Origin of the sequence: Xenorhabdus mauleonii (assembly GCF_900113945.1) — a bacterium.
In the GTDB taxonomy this organism is placed as follows: Bacteria; Pseudomonadota; Gammaproteobacteria; order Enterobacterales; family Enterobacteriaceae; genus Xenorhabdus; species Xenorhabdus mauleonii.
This window is the reverse complement of the sequence record NZ_FORG01000007.1, coordinates 210,527-230,223: the sequence shown is the minus strand read 5'-3', so window position 1 is coordinate 230,223 and position 19,697 is coordinate 210,527. Positions and strand designations below refer to the sequence as shown.

At 47.0% G+C, this 19,697-nt stretch carries 15 protein-coding genes and 1 pseudogene; 4 read left to right on the top strand and 12 right to left on the bottom strand.

The window, feature by feature from the left end:
* Positions 1-33: 33 nt before the first annotated feature.
* From BM100_RS09725 to BM100_RS09685, 9 genes are all read right to left on the bottom strand, one after another.
* Positions 34-609: a flavoprotein gene (locus tag BM100_RS09725; protein WP_092510353.1), complete on the bottom strand. Its 576-nt coding sequence runs from the start codon at positions 607-609 to the stop codon at positions 34-36.
* Positions 610-660: 51 nt separating this feature from the next.
* Positions 661-1,503 (bottom strand): metallophosphoesterase family protein, encoded by an 843-nt coding sequence (locus tag BM100_RS09720; RefSeq protein WP_092510351.1) that lies wholly within the window; start codon positions 1,501-1,503, stop codon positions 661-663.
* A gap of 58 nt (positions 1,504-1,561) precedes the next feature.
* Positions 1,562-2,026 carry a group II truncated hemoglobin gene (locus BM100_RS09715; RefSeq protein WP_092510349.1) on the bottom strand — a complete coding sequence of 155 codons (465 nt, stop codon included), beginning with the start codon at positions 2,024-2,026 and terminating at the stop codon, positions 1,562-1,564.
* 77 nt (positions 2,027-2,103) lie between these two features.
* On the bottom strand, positions 2,104-2,973 hold the full coding sequence (locus tag BM100_RS09710; RefSeq protein ID WP_092510347.1) for a GNAT family N-acetyltransferase: 870 nt from the start codon (positions 2,971-2,973) through the stop codon (positions 2,104-2,106).
* Between the two features lie 106 nt (positions 2,974-3,079).
* The gene (locus BM100_RS09705) at positions 3,080-4,216 is read right to left on the bottom strand and encodes an acyl-CoA dehydrogenase family protein (protein ID WP_092510345.1); all 1,137 of its coding nucleotides are present in this window, start codon (positions 4,214-4,216) and stop codon (positions 3,080-3,082) included.
* Positions 4,217-4,218: 2 nt separating this feature from the next.
* Positions 4,219-4,950: a thioesterase II family protein gene (locus BM100_RS09700; protein WP_092510343.1), complete on the bottom strand. Its 732-nt coding sequence runs from the start codon at positions 4,948-4,950 to the stop codon at positions 4,219-4,221.
* Complete coding sequence (locus BM100_RS09695) at positions 4,940-6,613, bottom strand: GMC family oxidoreductase (RefSeq protein ID WP_169924699.1); 1,674 nt, start codon at positions 6,611-6,613, stop codon at positions 4,940-4,942. Before BM100_RS09695 ends, BM100_RS09700 begins: the two co-directional genes overlap by 11 nt.
* Complete coding sequence (locus tag BM100_RS09690; protein ID WP_092510341.1) at positions 6,610-10,002, bottom strand: non-ribosomal peptide synthetase; 3,393 nt, start codon at positions 10,000-10,002, stop codon at positions 6,610-6,612. The genes BM100_RS09695 and BM100_RS09690 overlap by 4 nt, the downstream gene beginning before the upstream one ends.
* A 719-nt stretch (positions 10,003-10,721) precedes the next feature.
* Positions 10,722-11,219 (bottom strand): DUF2938 domain-containing protein, encoded by a 498-nt coding sequence (locus BM100_RS09685; protein ID WP_092510339.1) that lies wholly within the window; start codon positions 11,217-11,219, stop codon positions 10,722-10,724.
* A gap of 281 nt (positions 11,220-11,500) precedes the next feature.
* Between BM100_RS09685 and BM100_RS09680 the strand changes: the two genes are divergently transcribed.
* The 3 genes and pseudogenes from BM100_RS09680 (at position 11,501) to BM100_RS09670 (ending at position 15,647) form a co-directional block, all read left to right on the top strand.
* Positions 11,501-12,139 (top strand): ArsR/SmtB family transcription factor, encoded by a 639-nt coding sequence (locus BM100_RS09680; RefSeq protein ID WP_092510399.1) that lies wholly within the window; start codon positions 11,501-11,503, stop codon positions 12,137-12,139.
* Between the two features lie 523 nt (positions 12,140-12,662).
* Positions 12,663-14,111 (top strand): annotated as a pseudogene (locus BM100_RS09675) (PTS transporter subunit EIIC); the annotation flags it as partial.
* A gap of 135 nt (positions 14,112-14,246) precedes the next feature.
* Positions 14,247-15,647, top strand: coding sequence for a glycoside hydrolase family 1 protein (locus tag BM100_RS09670; RefSeq protein ID WP_092510335.1), 1,401 nt, complete (start codon positions 14,247-14,249; stop codon positions 15,645-15,647).
* 90 nt (positions 15,648-15,737) lie between these two features.
* Here the strand turns inward: BM100_RS09670 and mog are convergent, their stop codons facing one another.
* Positions 15,738-16,313 carry a molybdopterin adenylyltransferase gene (gene mog, locus BM100_RS09665; protein ID WP_092510333.1) on the bottom strand — a complete coding sequence of 192 codons (576 nt, stop codon included), beginning with the start codon at positions 16,311-16,313 and terminating at the stop codon, positions 15,738-15,740.
* Positions 16,314-16,390: 77 nt separating this feature from the next.
* Positions 16,391-17,344, bottom strand: coding sequence for a transaldolase (gene tal / locus BM100_RS09660; protein WP_092510331.1), 954 nt, complete (start codon positions 17,342-17,344; stop codon positions 16,391-16,393).
* 194 nt (positions 17,345-17,538) lie between these two features.
* On the opposite strand from tal, the gene yaaA reads away from it, so the two are divergent.
* Positions 17,539-18,315: a peroxide stress protein YaaA gene (gene yaaA, locus BM100_RS09655; protein ID WP_092510329.1), complete on the top strand. Its 777-nt coding sequence runs from the start codon at positions 17,539-17,541 to the stop codon at positions 18,313-18,315.
* An 89-nt stretch (positions 18,316-18,404) separates the two neighbouring features.
* On the opposite strand, the gene thrC is transcribed toward yaaA, so the two are convergent.
* Positions 18,405-19,697, bottom strand: coding sequence for a threonine synthase (thrC, locus tag BM100_RS09650; RefSeq protein ID WP_092510327.1), 1,293 nt, complete (start codon positions 19,695-19,697; stop codon positions 18,405-18,407).

Sequence of the window (19,697 nt, the reverse complement as noted above, 5' to 3'; positions counted from 1 at the left end):
CAAAATCAACTGATTGCCGTATAACGTATAAAGTTAAGTTGGCAGGTATTCTTTCAATAAAGAAATAACGGTTTCAGTATCCGGCAAGGAAGGATGACCCACCATTCGTTGCAGTGATGCGTCAAAATTTTCGTGCCATACCGGTTCAATAACATGATAACCATCATCGCGCAATTGTATGATATTGCGTCGAGTTGCATTTTTATCCCACATCACGCTTCCCATGACCGGAAAAAACAGCACTGGAAACGTAGAGGCCAGAATGACGGTCGTCAAGCGATTGGGGGCGCCGCCGTGGGCTACGGTTGAAAGTGTATTGGCCGTCGCCGGTAAAACAGCCATGAGATCGTGGTCGGCAACAATGCGTGAAGGTTTGTCTGTCGGCCAATCTTGCGGCTTCTCACCACTGATGACGCGATCAGCGTAGAGTGCAACGGTTGCTGCCGGCAGAAAACTCGTGGCGCTGTTTGTCATCAATACCGTTAAGGTACAGTCAATGGTGGCTTTGATAGTTTGCAGGTATCTGGGAAGATGCGTGATATCCACTGACCCGGTTGCTCCAATGAGAATGCGTGGTTTTGTCTGTTGAATCATTTCATCATTTTTCATGGGTAAATTAACCTCTTATTATCGAAATGCCTGATTAGCGACAACACGTTGTCAGCGATACTCAACTGACATGTCCAGTAATCCATCCAACTCGTTCAGGTAACAATGCCGCCGATATTTTTGCCATTCCCGTGGATACCCAAGGGAGACTTCTACATGAGCAACGTTTTGAATATATTCAAGATTGGGGATGTGCAGATGGCCGTATATCACCATGCGCACTCCTTTCCTTGAGGCCCATTGGTGCGTTTTTTCGCTGCCGCACCAAATGGAGAATTCGGTATTCCGCAATGATTCGAGTGGTTTTCGGATAACGGGAAAATGGCTCATCAGTAGGATGTTCTCACCATCCGGGATAGCGTTAAGACGCTTCTCGGTGTACAGAAGGCGTTCCCGACACCAATCAACAATATTCTTATAGGGATAGGTTTTAAGGAAAAACTCATCAGAACTAATGACGCCACAGCGACGGGCGCGTTCGATGGCTTGATCAACCGTATAGTCGCAAGTATTTCTGAACGAATAATCGTATAGCGTGAAAATAGGGGCGATGGTGATTCTGGTACCATCGCCCATGCAATAGCTGCGGAACTCATCTTCAGGGGTGAGCACGTTATATTGTCGGCAAATGTTGACCAAATGTTCATAACGCAACACGCCGGGCAACTTTAATAAATCTTTGGGCGTACACCAAAGTTCATGATTGCCCGGTGTCCAGACAACTTGTGAAAACCGTTGGGACAGTGTACTTATGGCCCATATAAAATCAGCTTCCTGTTCGGCAATATCGCCTGCCAGCAGGAGCCAGTCATCTGATGTGGATGGCTCGAATGATTCAACAATCAATCGATTTTCGGCATGGGATACATGCAAGTCACTGATAGCCAACAGCATGAGCTCACCTCACTTTTACTTATTTTTTCTCGGCATTCGGGTGAATGCATTTGGTGAATTAAGGGGTTCCCGGAGGCGCATCTCCCCAACCCCATTTAGGTACAGTTTCACGACGTGATGGTGCTGCATCAGGTTGAGAATTTGCTTCCGCCCGACGAGAACCCCATTCGATATACCCCACAAATGCCGCACGAAATTCAGGATCGGATGGCAGGCCGACTTCATCGGCAGACAGCATCAACAAATCGACCCATCTTTTCCGTTGTTCCGGTTGGATACTTCTGCCCCGGTGACGGCTTATCATGACCTTGAATCCGCCACGTTCATTGGTATAGCGTTCTTCACCACCGAGTACTTCTTCCAGCCACATAGCAACGTGGCCTGGGTGATCGGATTTCATATTTTTGAACAGCGGGGCAAGCAGTTCATCTTGTTCAACCTTGGCATAAAAGGTGGTCATCAGTTTCATGAGCACCTCACGGCCTCCCATCCACTCAAATAAGGTGGGTGTTTCATTTGCCATAACATAACCTCTCATTTCAATACATTAATGATGTCAATGATGTATTCGCCCGAATCATGGTGACTCCGGGGTATCCATCAGCCCAATTCCAAAGAAGCAATGGCCTTGACTTTATCCTGCCGTCCTTTCGGTACGATATTGCCCTTGTACATTCGGTATGTGTGGAAGAGCTTCCGCAGCCCGTGCTCGTGAGCCAGCAGGAGAAAATCGTTGCTATCGGTTTCAGGGATATCGACTGAGACACTTTTACCGATGGGAACCAGTGCCAGTGCGCTCAGGGCGAGTATTTCGAGCACGTCAGAGTTATCGGCGTGAAAAGGCCCTATCCGATAGCCGTCGTGGGATCTCCTGATGCCGATAACGCCGGAAATTCCCGTCTGGGAATAGGTGCAAAATCCATAACGCTCTTTTCCCCAAAACCAGTCGGCAAGTAATGCATCCCGATGGACGCCGACACACTCGGCGTCATATTGAATAACTTCGTCAATATTGGCTGGCGTAATTGGAACGGCGCCTGCCGGTGGGATAATTTTCCGTGTGATGTCTCCGGAAAGCCGGACATTGCGGTGATGAATGACAAACCCTCTTTTTTCATAGAGCCGGGTTCTGTCCCAATTGCCGTCACAACCAATTGTTCGGTGTTCTGCATAGGCAATGGTTGGATCCCAGACTTTTGCCCCGCAAACGTTGTTACGGAATTCCGGTGCAATGATGAAATTGCCGGCAAACGCATAACTATCCGAATAATTCACCATCGACATTGATGAGATAGGCTGATCACCGCGGTAGACAATAAAAAAACCATTCGGCTCAACATTAAAGAAACGAGCCGTATCGCCTGCGCTTAAGTTCCAGTTCTCAGCATTTGCCCAATGGTAAACAATGGAGTTCCATTGATGGACATCCACAGATTGGATGAGACATGATTTGCGGTTCTTCTCATTCATGGCCAACAATCCTCCCAAATAGAATCTCGGTTTAAATGTGGGGGGCGTCAGACTTATCCATAACCACTTGGCGAGATATCTCTGCACTTGTGCATCGGATTAATTCCTAAAGCCCCATGGATTTACTGATAATTTCTTGCAGCACCTCGCTGGTTCCGCCGTAAATGGTTTGAGCGCGGCTGTTCAGCCAATTTTTGCCGGCAATGGAATCACGCATATATCCCATTCCCCCATGTAATTGCAGGCAGCGATCTGCTACTTTCATTTGCAGTTCAGTGGTCCACAATTTAATGCGTGCGGCATCCACCAAACTGAAAAGACCTTGGTTGAAGAGAGCAATGGCGTTATCAAGGTAGATTCGGGCAATTTTCACTTCGGTATCCAATTGCGCGAGGATAAAACGGTTGTACTGGAAAGAGCCTATGGACTGATTGAAGGCTTTTCTTTCTTTCACATATTCCAGAGTGTGTTGCAAAATATTCTCTGCGCTGGCAACCGCCACGGTTGAGATACTGAGCCGTTCACGGGGCATGGCAGACATAAAATAATAGTTACCGAGGTTCTCACGGCCGAGCAAATTGGTGACGGGTACTTTGCAGTCATGGAAAACGAGTTCGGCGGTGTCGCTGCCATTCCAGCCAATTTTTTTCAGCGGCTCTCCTCTGGAAAAACCGGGCATATCCCGTTCGATAACCAGCAGGCTGATGCCTTGGCCTTGCTGTCCTTCATCCGTCTTGACTGCCACGACGATCAAATCTGCATTGAAGCCATTGGTGATATAGGCTTTGCTGCCATTGACCACATAATAATCGCCTTGTCGCTCGGCCACGGTTTTAATATCTGCAGTGTTGGAGCCTCCGCCCGGCTCCGTCATGGCAATGGCTGCGACCCGCTTGCCGAGACATAATTCCGGCAGCCATCTCTTTTTTTGTTCTCCAGTGCCGAGGGCAAAAATGTAACTGGCAACAACATCATTGTGGGCGACGATCCCCGGTACGGTGACACCGGCTTTGATGAGTTCTTCAGTCAGGATCACGGCGAATCGATAGTCATGTTTCCCTTGCCCGCCAAATTCAGGGCTGACGCTGATGCCCAATAAGCCTGACTTTCCTAATTTTTCCCAGAAAGATCGCTCCATCAGTCCGTTCTCTTCCCATGCCTGATGATCAGGCACAATTTCACGCTTAAGAAACTCACGGCAGGATTTCCGATAGTTGTCCAAATTCTCAGTCTCAATACGCATAGTTACTCCAGATTCTGTGTCAGCAGTGTTTGCTTGATGGCATCCCAGTGTTGATATACAGCGAAATGACCCCCTTCAATACGAATGAGTGAAGTATTGCGGGAGGTGTGATGCTTCCAGGCTTCCATGTCTGACGAAGAGACATGAATGTCATCGGTGGCAGAAATCAACACCAGTGGATAATCCACTTGCAGATTGCCAAGCCGGGGAAATTGGCTGCGTATCAAATAATCACTGCGCAATTGCTTGATGAATGGCTTTATCAGCGCAGGTTCGTTCAAAATGGCGTCGGGAGTGCCTCTGTCTTCTTTGGTTTTCTGAATCAATTGCTCATCACTCCATTGGTGCCGCTCATCCTCTTTTTGAAGATGGGGAGGAACAGAGCAGGACACCACGCCAAACTGGGGAGAGATGCCATAGTTTTTCACCAATGCATGACCCACGGCGATGCTCAGTACACCGCCAAAGCTGTGGCCAAAGGTTACCCATTCTGTGATCCCTTGAGCCTGCCGCTGCTGGAAATCCTGCCAAATATCCGTTGCCAGCCGCTCTACCAATAAATTGAGATCATGAATTTCTGGCTCTTTAGCCAGATGGCCTCTGCCGGGCAGGGCGATGGGCTGCAAGAGAGCCTCTTTGGTTGACATCAGGTTATTCAACCAAGGGCGATAACTCGTTGTTGTCGCTCCCGCATGGGGGAAGGCATAAATGATCCGGTTACAGTTAATGTTCATTCGCCCTCCGCCCGTGGGAGGTTTCTTGTTCAATCAAGAAGCTGACAATGCGTTCGGCGGTCATGATGGTCGTCAGGTTCGTGGGCATGGAGGGGATCACCGGGAACAGGGAGGCATCGGCAACGGTGACGCCTGTGATACCGCGTACTTGCCCATCTTCCTGAGTCGCGCAGTCTGGATCGCCGTCTGCTCCCATTCTCAGCGTCCCGGAAGCGTGCCAACCCGGATTGACGAGGTTTTTAATCGCGCTGTTCATGATTTCATCGTTATAAATCATGGAGTGAGACCAGAACTGAATGCCATCCAAGAAAGCATCGACTTCCGGGTGCCGCAAAACCTCCCAAATTTTGCGTACACCGCCCACAAGCCGAGAAATATCAGCCGAATTGCGGGTCAGGGGCAGATCAATTTCGGGCAATACGGTGGGATCGGTACTACTGATAAATACGCGTCCCAGTGCTTGTGGGCGCATCAGCATCACAGAGGCGCCAACCAACATGGGATAAGCAACGCGATCCCTGAATCCCGGTACGGTGTCGCTGGCAACATTGTTCAGCAAGCCAATCTGAACATCGACTTTTTCGTCATAGCCGCTACTGATGCGCGCTGCTATTTGGCGCCACGGCAATCCTGTTGTACAAACACCCGCTTTGGGCAACGCCCACAACACCACGGATGCATGGTCAGTTAAATTTCGGCCAACGGCGGGGACATCCGCCACGACAGGAATGTCCAATGCATTCAAATGCGTGGAATCGCCCACGCCTGATCTCTGCAATAATGCGGCTGAGCCAATGGCTCCGGCACAAAGAACAATGTGTTTCGCCCGATAAATGTGTTCCTTGCCTGCCTGAATGACTTTGACGCCAGTGGCCTGTGTGCCATCAAAAATGATTTGCGCCGCCAGCGCATCTGTCATGATGTGCAGATTTTCCCGGCTGAGGACGGGTTCAAGGTACGAGCGATAAACGTCAACTCGTTCTGCCCCATTGATGACATTCGCCGGTACTGGGCCGACGGCGGGATCTTCCCCGCTATTCAGATCTTCGGCATAAGGCACGCCGGATTGTTCACAGGCGCGGGCAAAAGCCATATCCAGAGGGTGGATCTCTCCACCCGGTGGTCTACGCAGGCACATTGGCCCTTGTGAGCCATGCCTGTCGTCATCAATAAAATCGACATCATTTTCCAGATGCTTGAACCAAGGCAGAACCTGTTCCCAAGACCAATTGGGACAGCCCATTTTTACCCACGAAGCAAAATCACTCGGAAATCCCCTCAGGGCGATGGCCCCATTCACGGCGGAAGAGCCACCGAGCACTTTTCCTACCCGATAATTGAATGGCTTGCGCTCTTTATGTTTGCGGGGGGCTTGATTGCCTTCCCGCGATGAAGCCGAAGGAATAAGATCGGTGAATCGCTCCTCATTGCGTACATTCGCTGCGTAATCCCAGTTATATCCTTCCAGAACCAACCTTGATGCATCCCTGAGCGGGCTGGATAGATCATGGACATCTGAATCGTGGCCTGCTTCAATCAGCAAGACGGACATTAAGCTATTTTCAGACAAGCGCGATGCTGCCACACATCCCGCTGAACCACCCCCCACGATAATGTAATCGTAGGAGTCGTATATTTTGGTCGCCGTATATTCGCGGGTCATAATGCATCCACCGTTTGAGATTGAACGATTGTCTCGATGATGCGAGAGAAAGACTGAATATTGGAATTCATGAACAGCCCTTCGATGATGTCCTGTTCACCGACGGACGTGATCTTAAACTCCTGTCGCAGTGCGCTGAGTAAGCCAACGGCATGCAATGAATCACCGCCAATATCGAAAAAGCCATCGGTGACATCAAAATCATCATGCTGAAGCTGTGCTTGCCAGAGTTTCAGGATCTTCGCTTCTATTTCGTTGGCTGGCGCAACAGCAGCCTCGGCGTGCTCTTCGCTGTCAGACCAAGGCGTGGGCAGTGCTTTGCGGTCAATCTTGCCGTTGCTGGTCAATGGCATGTGAGGCAGCAAGATGTAATAACTGGGCACCATGTAGGAAGGCAGCGTTTTTCGGGCCATCTCGCGCAATTGATCCTGAAAATGACTGGGGTCTTGTAAAGTTTCTGCCGCCGCAGGGACAACATAGGAGACAATGTGCCGCTGACCGGTTTTGGCATGAACGGGGGCGTCAATGACAACATGGCTGGCATTCTCATGGGTCAGGAGACAGGCTTCAATTTCACCCAGTTCAATGCGGTAGCCATTGATTTTCACCTGATTATCTTCGCGCCCCAGAATTTCTATCAATCCATCCGAGATATAACGTCCCAGATCGCCTGTTCTATACAGCCGTTCACCGGTCACGGGATGAGTAATAAAGCGCAGGGCCGTTTTCTCGGCATCGCCCAGATAACCCTGAGTTACACCAACCCCACCGATATAGAGTTCCCCGGTGACCCATTTGGGGCAGGGGAGAAGCCAGTTGTTCAGAACATGGAAAGTCTGGTTTGCCAACGGCTTGCCGTAAGGAATGCTTTTCCAGTTCTTGTTAATTTTCTCTATCGGATAATGTATCGACCAGATTGAACCTTCAGTGGCTCCCCCGAGGCTGATTATTTCTGCATGCGGTAACATTTCTCGAATGCGTTCGGGAAGATCGACCGGTATCCAGTCTCCGCTCATGAGGATCAGCCTTAATTGGCTTTCAGCCAGTGCCGGGCCATTTCTGTCCACTAACACTTTTACAGGCGCAGGAACACTGTCCCAGATAGTAATTTGATGTTTTATAAGGGTTTTCAGCCAGATTTTGGGGTCATTGGCGGTTTCTGGCATGGAGAAAACCACTTTTCCGCCTGCACCCAATAAGCCGAAATAGTCATAAACGGACAAATCAAATCCTGCCGGTGCCACAGACAGTACGGTATCTTTCTCTGTGACGTGGAACTTATGGTTTATATCAAACACCGTATTTGCCGCATTGCGATGAGAGGCCATAACACCTTTTGGCTCCCCGGTTGAGCCGGAGGTGAAGATGACATAGGCCAGATCATCCAATCCTTGTATGGAATCTATCGCCCCTGTATCCATGACATCTGGTGTGGAGCATTTATCCAGATTGAGCCGGAATAAATGGGAAAACTCATCGTGCTTAAATTGGGTGCTGGTGGTAATAATGCATTTTGCGGCGCAACGGCTAAGCAGGCTCATGCGGCGTTCGGCAGGCAGTTGTGGATCAATTGCCACGTAGGCTGCACCTGACATGAGCGCGCCCAATAGCCCGATAACCAAGTCAGGGCTTTGTGGCAGGGAAACCGCAATAATATCATTGGGATTAATCTGGACGGCGGCGCGGATTTGCTGCGCGATGGTATTGGCTTTACCCACCATTTCAGAGTAGGTTATCTGGTTGTCTCCCTGTATAAGCGCAATGGAGTCAGGGAATTTGGCTGCTGCCTGCAAGACCATTTCATGCAGGAGCTTAAGTTCAAAATGAATGTTTGTTGCGTTAGCCTGAACCCGCTCTGTCAAATCTGACTCAGGCAGTTGGACTAATGACGCCGTCTGATCCCACGCTGAATCCTCTTCTGCACAGGTTTTGATCAGTGTCATATAGGCATCAAGCATGGATTCAACCAGGCCATCGGGGAAGAGTTCGCTTACTGTGTTCCAGTTAATTTGGACAAGGCCATCCGCACGCACAATTTGGTTTTCCAGCCAGACTTGCGGCGTTTGGTTACTGCTATAAACTTGAGTCGCTGCCGTCCAGCCCATGCCGGTGACAACATCTTCTAAATGTGCAGTCAGCGTGTTGCTGAATACCACGGGAGCCGCAGTTGCCCGATTGCCGTGATTGCGGCGGGTCAGCTCTCGCAGAACCTGAATGCCGTTGTAGGAAGAGTGCCAGCGACTCGTCATCAGGTCGGTTTGGATCTGGACTAAACGCTCATTCAGGCTTTCGTTGTCGGTGCCTTGTATTCCCAGCAACATCGGTTGCAGGAAGTTGCCGGCAATGTTCTCAATATCTTCAAAATAGGTGCGTCGGCCAAATTGGGTCATTGTCAGAGTAAAAGTCTGGCGTTTCGACCATTGGCGCAGAACCTCTGCATACAGTCCCAGTAAAACAGATTCCAGTGTCAGCTTACGTAACTCTGCTTTTTTCTTGAGGGACAGTAACGTCTCAGCGGCGATTTTTCGGCTGTAGCGTTTGAATGAAGGCCGGGAGATCAGCTCAGGAACATTTTTCAATGGCAATTCTGGCGATGGGGGAAGATTATCGAATTGCTGTTCCCAATAGGCTTTGTCTTGCAGCCCTTGCAATTGCCCCTGTAAGTAACGCTCTGATTTGACATAACTGCGAAAATCCGTACCCGCCGGTAACATCCGCAATTCATGGCCTTGGTACACCCGCCACCAATCACGCATGATCACGTGGACACTATGCATATCCACAAACATTAAATCGAAATAGAGATGCAGGCGAGTTAAGCCATCATCGAGCATCGTCGCCCGTATATCGAATGTCGGGGCTTTATCGATGGGCAGTAATTGACTTTCCATTTCCTGCCGGATTATGGACAGTTTTTCTTCTTTTTCTGATGCTGACCACGCTCTGCCATCCAGAATAGGGATGTCATAGATGAATGGCATCGGCAAAATGTGTTGCTGACCGCCGGGAGATAGCGTCGCCCGTAACATAGGATGATATTCAATTACCTTATTCAGGGCATCATTCAGTGCCTTGATATTCACTGAATTCATATTCCATTCGGTATATAAGCAACTGGTCAATCCTCCCAGCTCTAAACCGGGATTACGGCCAATTAAATAAGCATATTGAATATCAGTTAATGGAAAATCTGCTGTTTCAGCCTCTTCGGTTTGTAATGTTATTGGGGGTGGCGTATTTAAGGGTAATACATTCCTAAGCATTCCATGGATCTGCTGTATCAGTTGAGACGTTTCTGTGTCTGCATTTTTATTTTCTAGTTCAGATAACTCAGGAGAAACAGAAACTTGTAATCCAGATCCTTGTAATGCCTTGAGAAAATGTTGCATACATTATCTCCTACATGTAACTGAGAAATAGCGATTTCTCTGTGTGGTGTTGTGTGTAATTGTTTGCGATGATTTTTGAGGATCAAAATCAAACAGGTCCGAAAATATAGCTAGAATGATTGGTTAGATATAAAGGATATGTGTAGTTTTAGAATAAATGACACGCTAACTTTCTATACCCTATGGATTTCGAGTTGCGTCTAGGAAGAAGCAAGGAAATATATCCCTGAATGCAGCCGACAAAGATGCAACTTGAAATACGATGGATAGGTTTTTTTAATTGTTAATTTTCTGATATGCCAGATTTCATTGGATAGTATTTCTATGATTACGTAATTTCAACATTTTTATAACCATGATTTATATCTAATAACGATATTGAATGAATAATAATTGTTATATTGAGAATAATTCAGGTGGTTGTCATAATTTATTGATTAGTATATTGATTTTTTGTTCCAATTTTTGTTGGTTGAGGAATTTTTATATTAATTTAAGTATTATTGTAATACTGAAAATAAGAAATAAATGATGTGGATGATCGTTAATGATAAGAATAAATAAGAGTGGATTAAGAATGTAATTTAATTGGCGTAATTATAAATGAAATTCATCATGGGGAATAATTAATAGCGCTGTTTATCAATGCAGCGCTATTATTATCAACTTTGGGTGCTTACAACCTTTTTAACGATTTCTATTTTGTCTATACGAGCAAGTTACAGCACATGACTAAAAAGCAACGTGGCTAAATAAAGGCCGACACCATAAGAAGTATGTGCCATTAAACTTCTCAGTCTCGCTGTATTGGGAGCGGGAGTTTTGGATGCAGCGACACCCATTCCAAAACTGGGTTGCATAATGAAAAAAGGTGCTACGACAGAAATGATCCCTACAATTATTGCCGGAAGAAACGTCGGGTTTTTCGCCCAGTCCAATCCACAGATAAGTAATAGAACACCAGCAAAAATGATGCCTATCAGATAATGGGCAAGCCAACCGATGCCAGTTTCCCCTTTCACTGGTTCAGCCTGCATAATGCTTTGATGAGTAAACTGGCCTTTTGGCATATGCCCAATCCAGCGTCCCACCATGCTATAGTTCAACGAAGGAATACCGAAAAAGCGTTTGATGAAAACAGCCCAGAGATCCATTACAACTGTCGCCCCAACCCCAATGAGCACGGAACGAACAATCAACTCCAATCCTTCATTCATTTGTTGCTACCCTCCGAATTTTGACTAGTTACAATCATTGGTTGATGAAATAGTTAACCAATAAAATAGTCAATTACTGATATCTATACCCGTCGTACTTCAAGATGCATTTATGTTCTCCCCGCGACGCGGGGAGAACATAAGTTGCTTCCTGCAATTTGAAGTTAATTGCGTATACATCTAATTAGGCTGCAAACTGGTGCTCGCAATGCCTGACAGATTTTGATATTATCATGTTCAATAATTTTATTGAATGTAATAGTGTTGGAAGTATGATGTCAATGTTTGATAAACAATTTCTTGATGAAGTCGCGGAAATTGCCAAAGTGCTGGGAAATCCTCATCGCCTAACTTTGTTTGAGTGCTTGGTTAATTCTGAGCAATCCGTGGAAAACCTGTCGGAACTTTCTGGCCTGTCCATTGCCAATACTTCCCAACATCTCCAGCTCCTCAAACGAGTGGGTTTGCTTCAATCCCGCAAATCAGGAAAACATGTGTTTTACCGCCGGGGTGAAGGGCCTGTACAAGAAATTATCTCTGCACTCCAGAAATATGCTGAATTTAACCGCACAGAAATGCGCAGGCTGATCGATGATACGGACAGTCAGGAAGGGATTTCATGGGAAGAGTTGTTGGACAGGATCAAAGAACAGAGCATGACGTTACTGGATGTCAGGCCAAAAGAGGAATTCGAACAAGGCCACTTGCCCAATGCCATCAATATTCCCATCGATGAACTGGAAAACCGGCTGAGTGAATTGCCTTCCCGTGAGGATCTAATCGCTTATTGCCGCGGCCCTTATTGTGTGCTTTCCGCCAATGCCCTTGAATTGCTTAGGGCTAAAGGAATTCAGGCCCGCCGATTTAAAAAAGGGTTTTCGGGGTGGCGGGATGCTGGAATGAAAATAGATAAGAAGTAAATTTATACGCGTCGTACTTCAAGGTGCATGTATCATCATCCCGCGACGCGGGATGATGATATGCTGCTTCCTGAAACTTGGAGTTAATAGGGTATAAAATGTAAATTGGAAGCGCAAATTGAAAGTGTCATTTTGAGGGAACTCATGATTACTTTTTATCGCTTATGACTGCCGGGATTTAATCTCAGTAGGGAAAAAATCTGATATCGATCTTCTTTATGACATAGAGAAGGCGTGTCGGATTTTTTTTCATCTATAGTTTTTAATATATATCCAATGGATTTCAAGATGCAGTGTGGCGGCAAGAAAATGGCAAATTAATCGGAATCAAATTTGCCCAGTCACAGGCTGATTTTCAGTGAGAGGAAGGGCCTTTTATCGACTCCCTGGAGCGTAGCCAACAAAGCGGCAATTGAAAGACAATAGATATAAATGCGTTAAAGACAGACACCATATAGATGCTATCAGAGATAAAACCTCTTGCGACTGGAATATGTGCAGTGCATAAAACGAGGAAAGTGGCATGAAATACCAGAGCTTGGCTCAGGAAATCATTATTGATGTTGGTGGCAAAGAAAATATCGTTAGTCTTATCCATTGCGCTACTCGGTTACGCTTTAAACTCAAAGACCGGGCATTGGCCGATATAGATAAAATTAAAGCTAACACGGGTGTTATCACAGTCGTTGAAAGCGGAGGGCAATTTCAGGTCGTCATCGGTAACAATGTTGGAGAGGTTTATCAGGCCATTCAACACGTTTTACGCCTTTCTGATGCGTCGGCACCCACAGCAGAGGCCGGAGAGAAAGAGGAAAAAAAAGAGAACTTCTTTAATCGTTTCATTGACGTGGTTTCGGGAATTTTCACGCCATTTCTCGGCATCATGGCGGCATCGGGTATTTTGAAAGGCTTTCTTTCAGTTGCCATTGTATTTAATTGGATATCCGTTGAGAGCGGAACTTATCGCATTCTGTATGCCGCGAGCGATTCGCTGTTCTACTTTTTCCCTCTATTGCTGGGCTATACGGCCGGTAAAAAATTTGGCGGCAATCCTTTTATTACGATGGGAATCGGCGGGGCGCTGGTTCATCCCATAATCATCTCTGCCTTTGAAACCTCAACTGCCGTGGGTGCTGTCAGCGAGCATTTCATGGGGATCCCCATCACTTTCCTGAACTACAGCTCTTCGGTAATCCCAATTATTATTGCTGCTTGGTTCAGTTGTAAGTTGGAGAAAAAATTAAACGCGTATTCCCCTGCTGCAATCAAAAATTTCACGACCCCCCTGATTTGCCTGATATTGATGGTTCCGCTGGTATTTATTGTCATTGGGCCGGTTGCCGTATGGCTAAGTCAGCTATTGGCCGATGGATATCAAGCCATTTATGCGTTTGCTCCTGTTTTGGCTGGAGCGGTCATGGGGGCCATTTGGCAAATTTGTGTCATTTTTGGCCTGCATTGGAGCTTGGTACCCGTTGCCGTCAATAACTTGACGGTCATAGGGCATGATACGTTAGTTCCTTTATTGCTGCCTGCCGTGCTCGGGCAAACCGGTGCGGCATTCGGGGTATTCCTGCGTACCCGTGAGGCAAAGTTGAAAATGCTATCTGGCTCTACTGTCATATCTGGCTTGTTTGGCATTACGGAGCCGGCTGTTTATAGCGTGACTTTACCTTACCGACGCCCGTTTGTTTTTGGTTGCATAGCCGGAGCTATCGGCGGCGCTATCGTTGGATATTATCAAAGTGCTGTTTATTCAATGGGGTTAGTCAATATCTTAACCATCACCCAAATGATCCCGCCATCAGGTCTGGACAATACGGTATGGGGAGCGATGATTGGCGCGTTATTGGCGTTTGTTGTATCTACGGTCTTGACTTGGAAATTTGGTTTGCCGGCTACGGCTATCTCCGCGAAAGCTGGCCCAACCATTACTACACCACCTACTACTGCCTCCAGTATTACGACGCCATCTATTACGGCTCCAACGGTAACTATTCCAGTTACCACAAATGTACCTGCATCAGAAATAGGGCGAGAGGCAGAGCGAAACTAATTATTTTTTGTTAAGTACTTATATTCTTATAAGAGATAAGAGGAAATTTGAATGAAACAGTTCCCAACGCATTTCCTGTGGGGAGGCGCAGTTGCTGCCAATCAGGTTGAAGGTGCTTATTTGACGGATGGAAAAGGGGTATCAACATCAGATGTTATGCCTCAAGGTATCATAGGCCCCATTATCGAACGTGACCTTTCGGACAAAACACCTTATCTCAAAGATATCGCTATCGATTTTTATCACCGTTACCCTGAAGATATTGCTCTGTTCGCTGAAATGGGCTTTAAATGCCTGCGCACTTCCATTGCATGGAGCCGGATCTTTCCACAAGGGGATGAAGCACAGCCTAATGAAGCCGGATTGGCATTTTATGACAGACTATTCGATGAAATGGCGAAGTACGGCATTCAGCCTGTGATCACTTTATCCCATTATGAAATGCCTTGGGCAATGGTTAAAAAATATGGTGGCTGGGGTAACCGTAAATTAATTGCGTTTTTTGAACAGTACGCACGGACGGTATTTACCCGTTATCAGAAAAAAGTGAAATTATGGCTGACATTCAATGAAATCAATATGTCATTGCATGAACCGATGACGGGCGTTGGATTGGCAAGAAACAGCAGCAAATCTGACATCTATCAGGCCATTCACCATCAATTAGTTGCCAGTGCCCGTGTGGTCAAAATGTGCAGGGAAATCATTCCAGATGCCCAAATTGGGAACATGCTATTGGGGGGATTGGTGTACCCACTCACGTGTAAACCAGAAGATGTATTGGCGACGCTGCAACAGAATCAAAAATGGCTGTTTTTTGGGGATGTTCAATGTCGGGGCAGCTATCCGGGTTACATGCTGCGTTATTTTCGCGAAAATGGCATTAATCTCGCGATCACGGAACAAGATAGACAGGATTTGAAAAATACCGTCGACTTTATTTCGTTCAGCTATTACATGAGTGGCTGCACAACGGCGGATGAGTCCGAATATCAAAAACAACAGGGCAATATCCTGCGTATGATAACCAACCCTCATTTGCCCAGTTCCGAGTGGGGTTGGCAGATAGATCCTGTCGGGTTGCGCATTCTATTGAATTTATTGTGGGATCGTTACCAAAAACCGTTATTTATCGTTGAGAATGGGCTGGGGGCCAAAGATAAGCTGGAAGCGGATGGCAGTATTCAGGATGACTACCGTATTCAATATCTCAATGATCATCTTATTCAGGTCAGGCAAGCGATCGAGGATGGGGTTGAGATTATGGGATATACCAGTTGGGGAGCGATTGATTTGGTCAGTGCTTCAAAAGGTGAGATGACCAAACGCTACGGTTATATCTATGTTGACCAGAATGAGCAAGGAACCGGTTCATTGGAGCGGCGGCGCAAGAAAAGTTTCCATTGGTATAAGCAAGTGATTGAAACCAATGGCGGAAACTTGAGTGAATAATGCTGTTTTTGCCTACTCCACTGACTAATCTCATCGACTAATGAAATTTACAAAGGTTCTGAATGGATTCAGAACCTTCACGACAGCCCCTTAACGACGGGCACTTTTTGGCCTGAATGCGGCTACAACCGATTCGTCAGTTTCCACATAAGGGCCATCCAGCAATTGGATGCAATAAGGAACACTGGCAAAAATACCGGAGACTATCACCTTGCCATTCTCGTCTTTCAATCCTTCCAGCGTTTCGGCAATGGCTTTAGGTTGCCCCGGAAGATTAAGGATTAGCGCCTGATTGCGGATCACGCCTACCTGACGGGACAGGATTGCCGTTGGCACAAATTGCAGGCTGATTTGGCGCATCTGCTCACCAAATCCCGGCATTTCACGATCGGCTATTGCCAGAGTCGCATCCGGTGTTACATCACGGCGGGCAGGGCCTGTTCCCCCTGTGGTCAGTACCAAGTGGCATCCCAATTCATCGACCAATTCACACAGGGTTTGTTCAATCAGAAGCTGTTCATCAGGAATAAGGCGGGTTTCTACCTTAAAAGGTGTGGTAATTGCTTTTCCCAGCCACTCTTCCAGCGCTGGCAGCCCCTTATCCTGATAGACACCATTGGAAGCTCGATCGGAAACAGATACGAGGCCAATGCGTAATTCATTCATACGAACCTCAGTTATAGATAAAAAAGGCGACTCATTATGTCGCCTTTATGCAGGAAAAAATAGCGTATCGCTTAAGATTACAGCAGGTCAGCGATCATGTTTTCAAGTTTGCCTTGGTCGATTGCAAACTTACGGATACCTTCCGCCAGTTTTTCAGTGGCCATTGGATCCTGATGGTGTTCCCAATAGAACTCAGCTTCAGTCATTGGCTCTGGACGTGCTTTAACTTCGCCTTCATAGCCCAGTTTACGCTCAACTTCACCTTCTGCTTCAGACAGTTCTTTCAGCAAGGCAGGGGAGATTGTCAGGCGGTCACAGCCAGCCAGTTCCAGAATTTCACCAGAGTTACGGAAACTTGCGCCCATCACGACGGTGTTGTAGCCGTGCTCTTTGTAGTATTGGTAAATTTCAGAAACAGAAATCACACCTGGATCTTCATGTGGCGCGAACTCTTTCTTGTCGCTGTTCGCTTTGTACCAGTCGAGAATACGGCCGACGAATGGGGAAATCAGGAAAACACCGGCTTCTGCACAAGCACGTGCTTGGGCAAAGGAGAACAGCAGGGTCAGGTTACAGTTGATGCCTTCTTTTTCCAGCTGCTCTGCCGCGCGGATACCCTGCCATGTGGAAGCCAGTTTGATCAGGATACGGTCATTGCTGATGCCTGCTTCGTTGTACAGCTTGATCAGGCGTTTTGCTTTCGCTACGCTTGCTGCGGTGTCATAAGACAGACGAGCATCAACTTCTGTAGAAATGCGGCCAGGGATCAACTTCAGAATTTCCAGGCCAATGTTAACTGCCAATTTGTCGCCGGCATCGATAATTTGTTGTTCACGGGAATCACTTTGACCACGCGCCCATGCAACTGCGTCATCAATCAGTTGACGGTATTCCGGGATTTGGGCGGCATTCAAAATCAGGGAAGGGTTAGTGGTCGCATCTTGCGGCTGATACAATTTCATCGCCGCGATATCCCCGGTATCTGCTACTACTGTTGTCAGTTTACGCAGGGAAGTCAGTTTATCGGTCATGTTTAATATCTCATCGTTATACGTAAAATCTTTGGCAACGTTGCCTCGCCATTCTGTGATAATAACATGGTCAAGTGCGGCTGTACCAATATCGACATCAACGAAGCAATAAAAACGAAATTGCCGGAATCATTGCGATGAAGCAGGTAATTTTTGCTAAAGTGAAGAAAGCTCAGATTCTTAGGAAAAAAATAATGCTTATTACTATTTCACCTGCAAAAACACTCGATTATGCAAGTCCACTTGCAACAGAAAAATATAGCCAACCAGAATTGTTGGACAATTCTCAGCAATTGATCGAAGTTTGCCGTGCTTTAACTCCAGCACAGATCGGCAGTTTGATGAGTATCAGCGATAAATTGGCAGGCCTGAATGCAGCCCGTTTCAGCGAATGGCAGCCAAATTTCACGCCGGAAAATGCCCGTCAGGCGGTTTTGGCATTCAAGGGGGATGTTTATACCGGCATGCAGGCGGAAACTTTCTCTGCTGACGATTTTGATTTTGCCCAGACCCATTTGAGAATTCTATCCGGCCTGTATGGCGTATTGCGCCCTCTCGATTTAATGCAGCCTTACCGTTTGGAAATGGGCATTAAGTTGGAAAATTCGCGTGGTAAAGATCTGTATGCGTTTTGGGGTGATAGGATCACGGAAAACTTGAATAAAGCTCTGGAACAGCAAGGTGACGATGTCTTGGTTAATCTGGCATCAGACGAGTATTTTAAATCGGTAAATAGCAAAAAACTGGCTGCCAATATTATCAAACCTGTTTTTCTGGATGAAAAGAATGGCAAATTCAAAGTGATTAGTTTTTACGCCAAGAAAGCCCGTGGGTTGATGAGCCGCTTTATTATTCAGAATAAATTGACTGATCCGGCACAGTTGGTGGAATTTAATCTGGAAGGATATGCTTTCGATGATGCGCTGTCTAAAGGAAATGAACTGGTATTTAAGCGCCCTGAGCAAGGTTAATTTCTCTGCTCGGTGAATTTCACTCCACCTATGTGATAGGCGGAGTGATGAATGCTAATTAACGTCGAACATGTTGATGAACTGGCCCATTATTTTGGGGCTCTTTCCATCAAAAATTCACGCAGGCTGGAGAAATCAGCGGGCAAGAAATGGGAGAGCAAAGCCATATCTGCGCGCTCTGCCAGTTCTGTCGGCAACGGCAACGGCTGGCCGAGAATGGCTTCGACACTTTCTTTGAATTTGGCCGGGTGAGCTGTTCCCAAAAACAGGCCATATTCTCCTTCCTGTAATTGATCCCGCAAAACCCGATAAGCGATAGCCGCGTGTGGTTCGGAAATGTAACCTTTTGCAGCCAATTCCTGCATGGTGCTTTGGGTGGTTGCATCATCCACAACACCTTTTGCCAGTTCGCTCAGTGCCCAGCCTTGGCGTTTGAACAATTCTTCAATACGCGGCCAGTTATTGGGCTGGCTGACATCCATAGCGTTGGACAGGGTTGCGATGGTTTGGTGAGGCTTCCATTCGCCTTCTGCCAAATAACGGGGAACCGTGTCATTCACATTGGTTGCTGCGACAAAACGTTTTATTGGCAGCCCCAGCGATTTTGCCAGCAAGCCAGCCGTCAAATTGCCGAAGTTGCCACTTGGCACAGAAATCACCAACTGTTCGCGCTTCTCAGCAGGAATTTGTGCAACTGCCTCGAAGTAATAGCAGATTTGCGCCAGTAATCGGCTGATATTGATGGAATTGGCTGAATTGAGGTGCAGGGCTTGTTTTAGCTCTTCATCATCGAAAGCCTGCTTGACCAACGCTTGGCAAGCATCAAAATCGCCGTCGATAGCGACGGTGTGGATATTGCCGCCCAGTGTACAGAAAAGTTTTTCCTGTAGCGGGCTGATTTTGCCTTCAGGATACAAAATCACAACTTGCACGTTATCCAGACCATAGAAGGCATGGGCAACAGCGGCACCGGTATCTCCGGACGTGGCGGTCAAAATAGTAACAGGCTGTTCCCCGGCAATTTGTGCAAGGATTTGCGCCATAAAGCGGCCGCCAAAGTCTTTGAAAGCTAACGTTGGGCCGTGGTATAGCTCCAGCGAAGCGATATCGTCTTCAACTTGTGTTACCGGGGCAGGGAAAGCGAATGCGTTTTTAACGCGGGCCGCCAATTGCTCTGCGGGAATTTCATCACCAATAAAGGCTGAAAGGATCTTCTGGCTGCGGTTGGCAAGATCCAACTTCAATAGCTCGTCTATTTCGGCACGCGTGAATTTCGGTAAATCCTGCGGGAAAAACAGCCCTTGTTGTTTACCCAATCCCTGTTTTACTGCCTGTGAAAAACTAACCTGTTCACTGCTGTCTTTTAAGTTATAAAGTTTCAT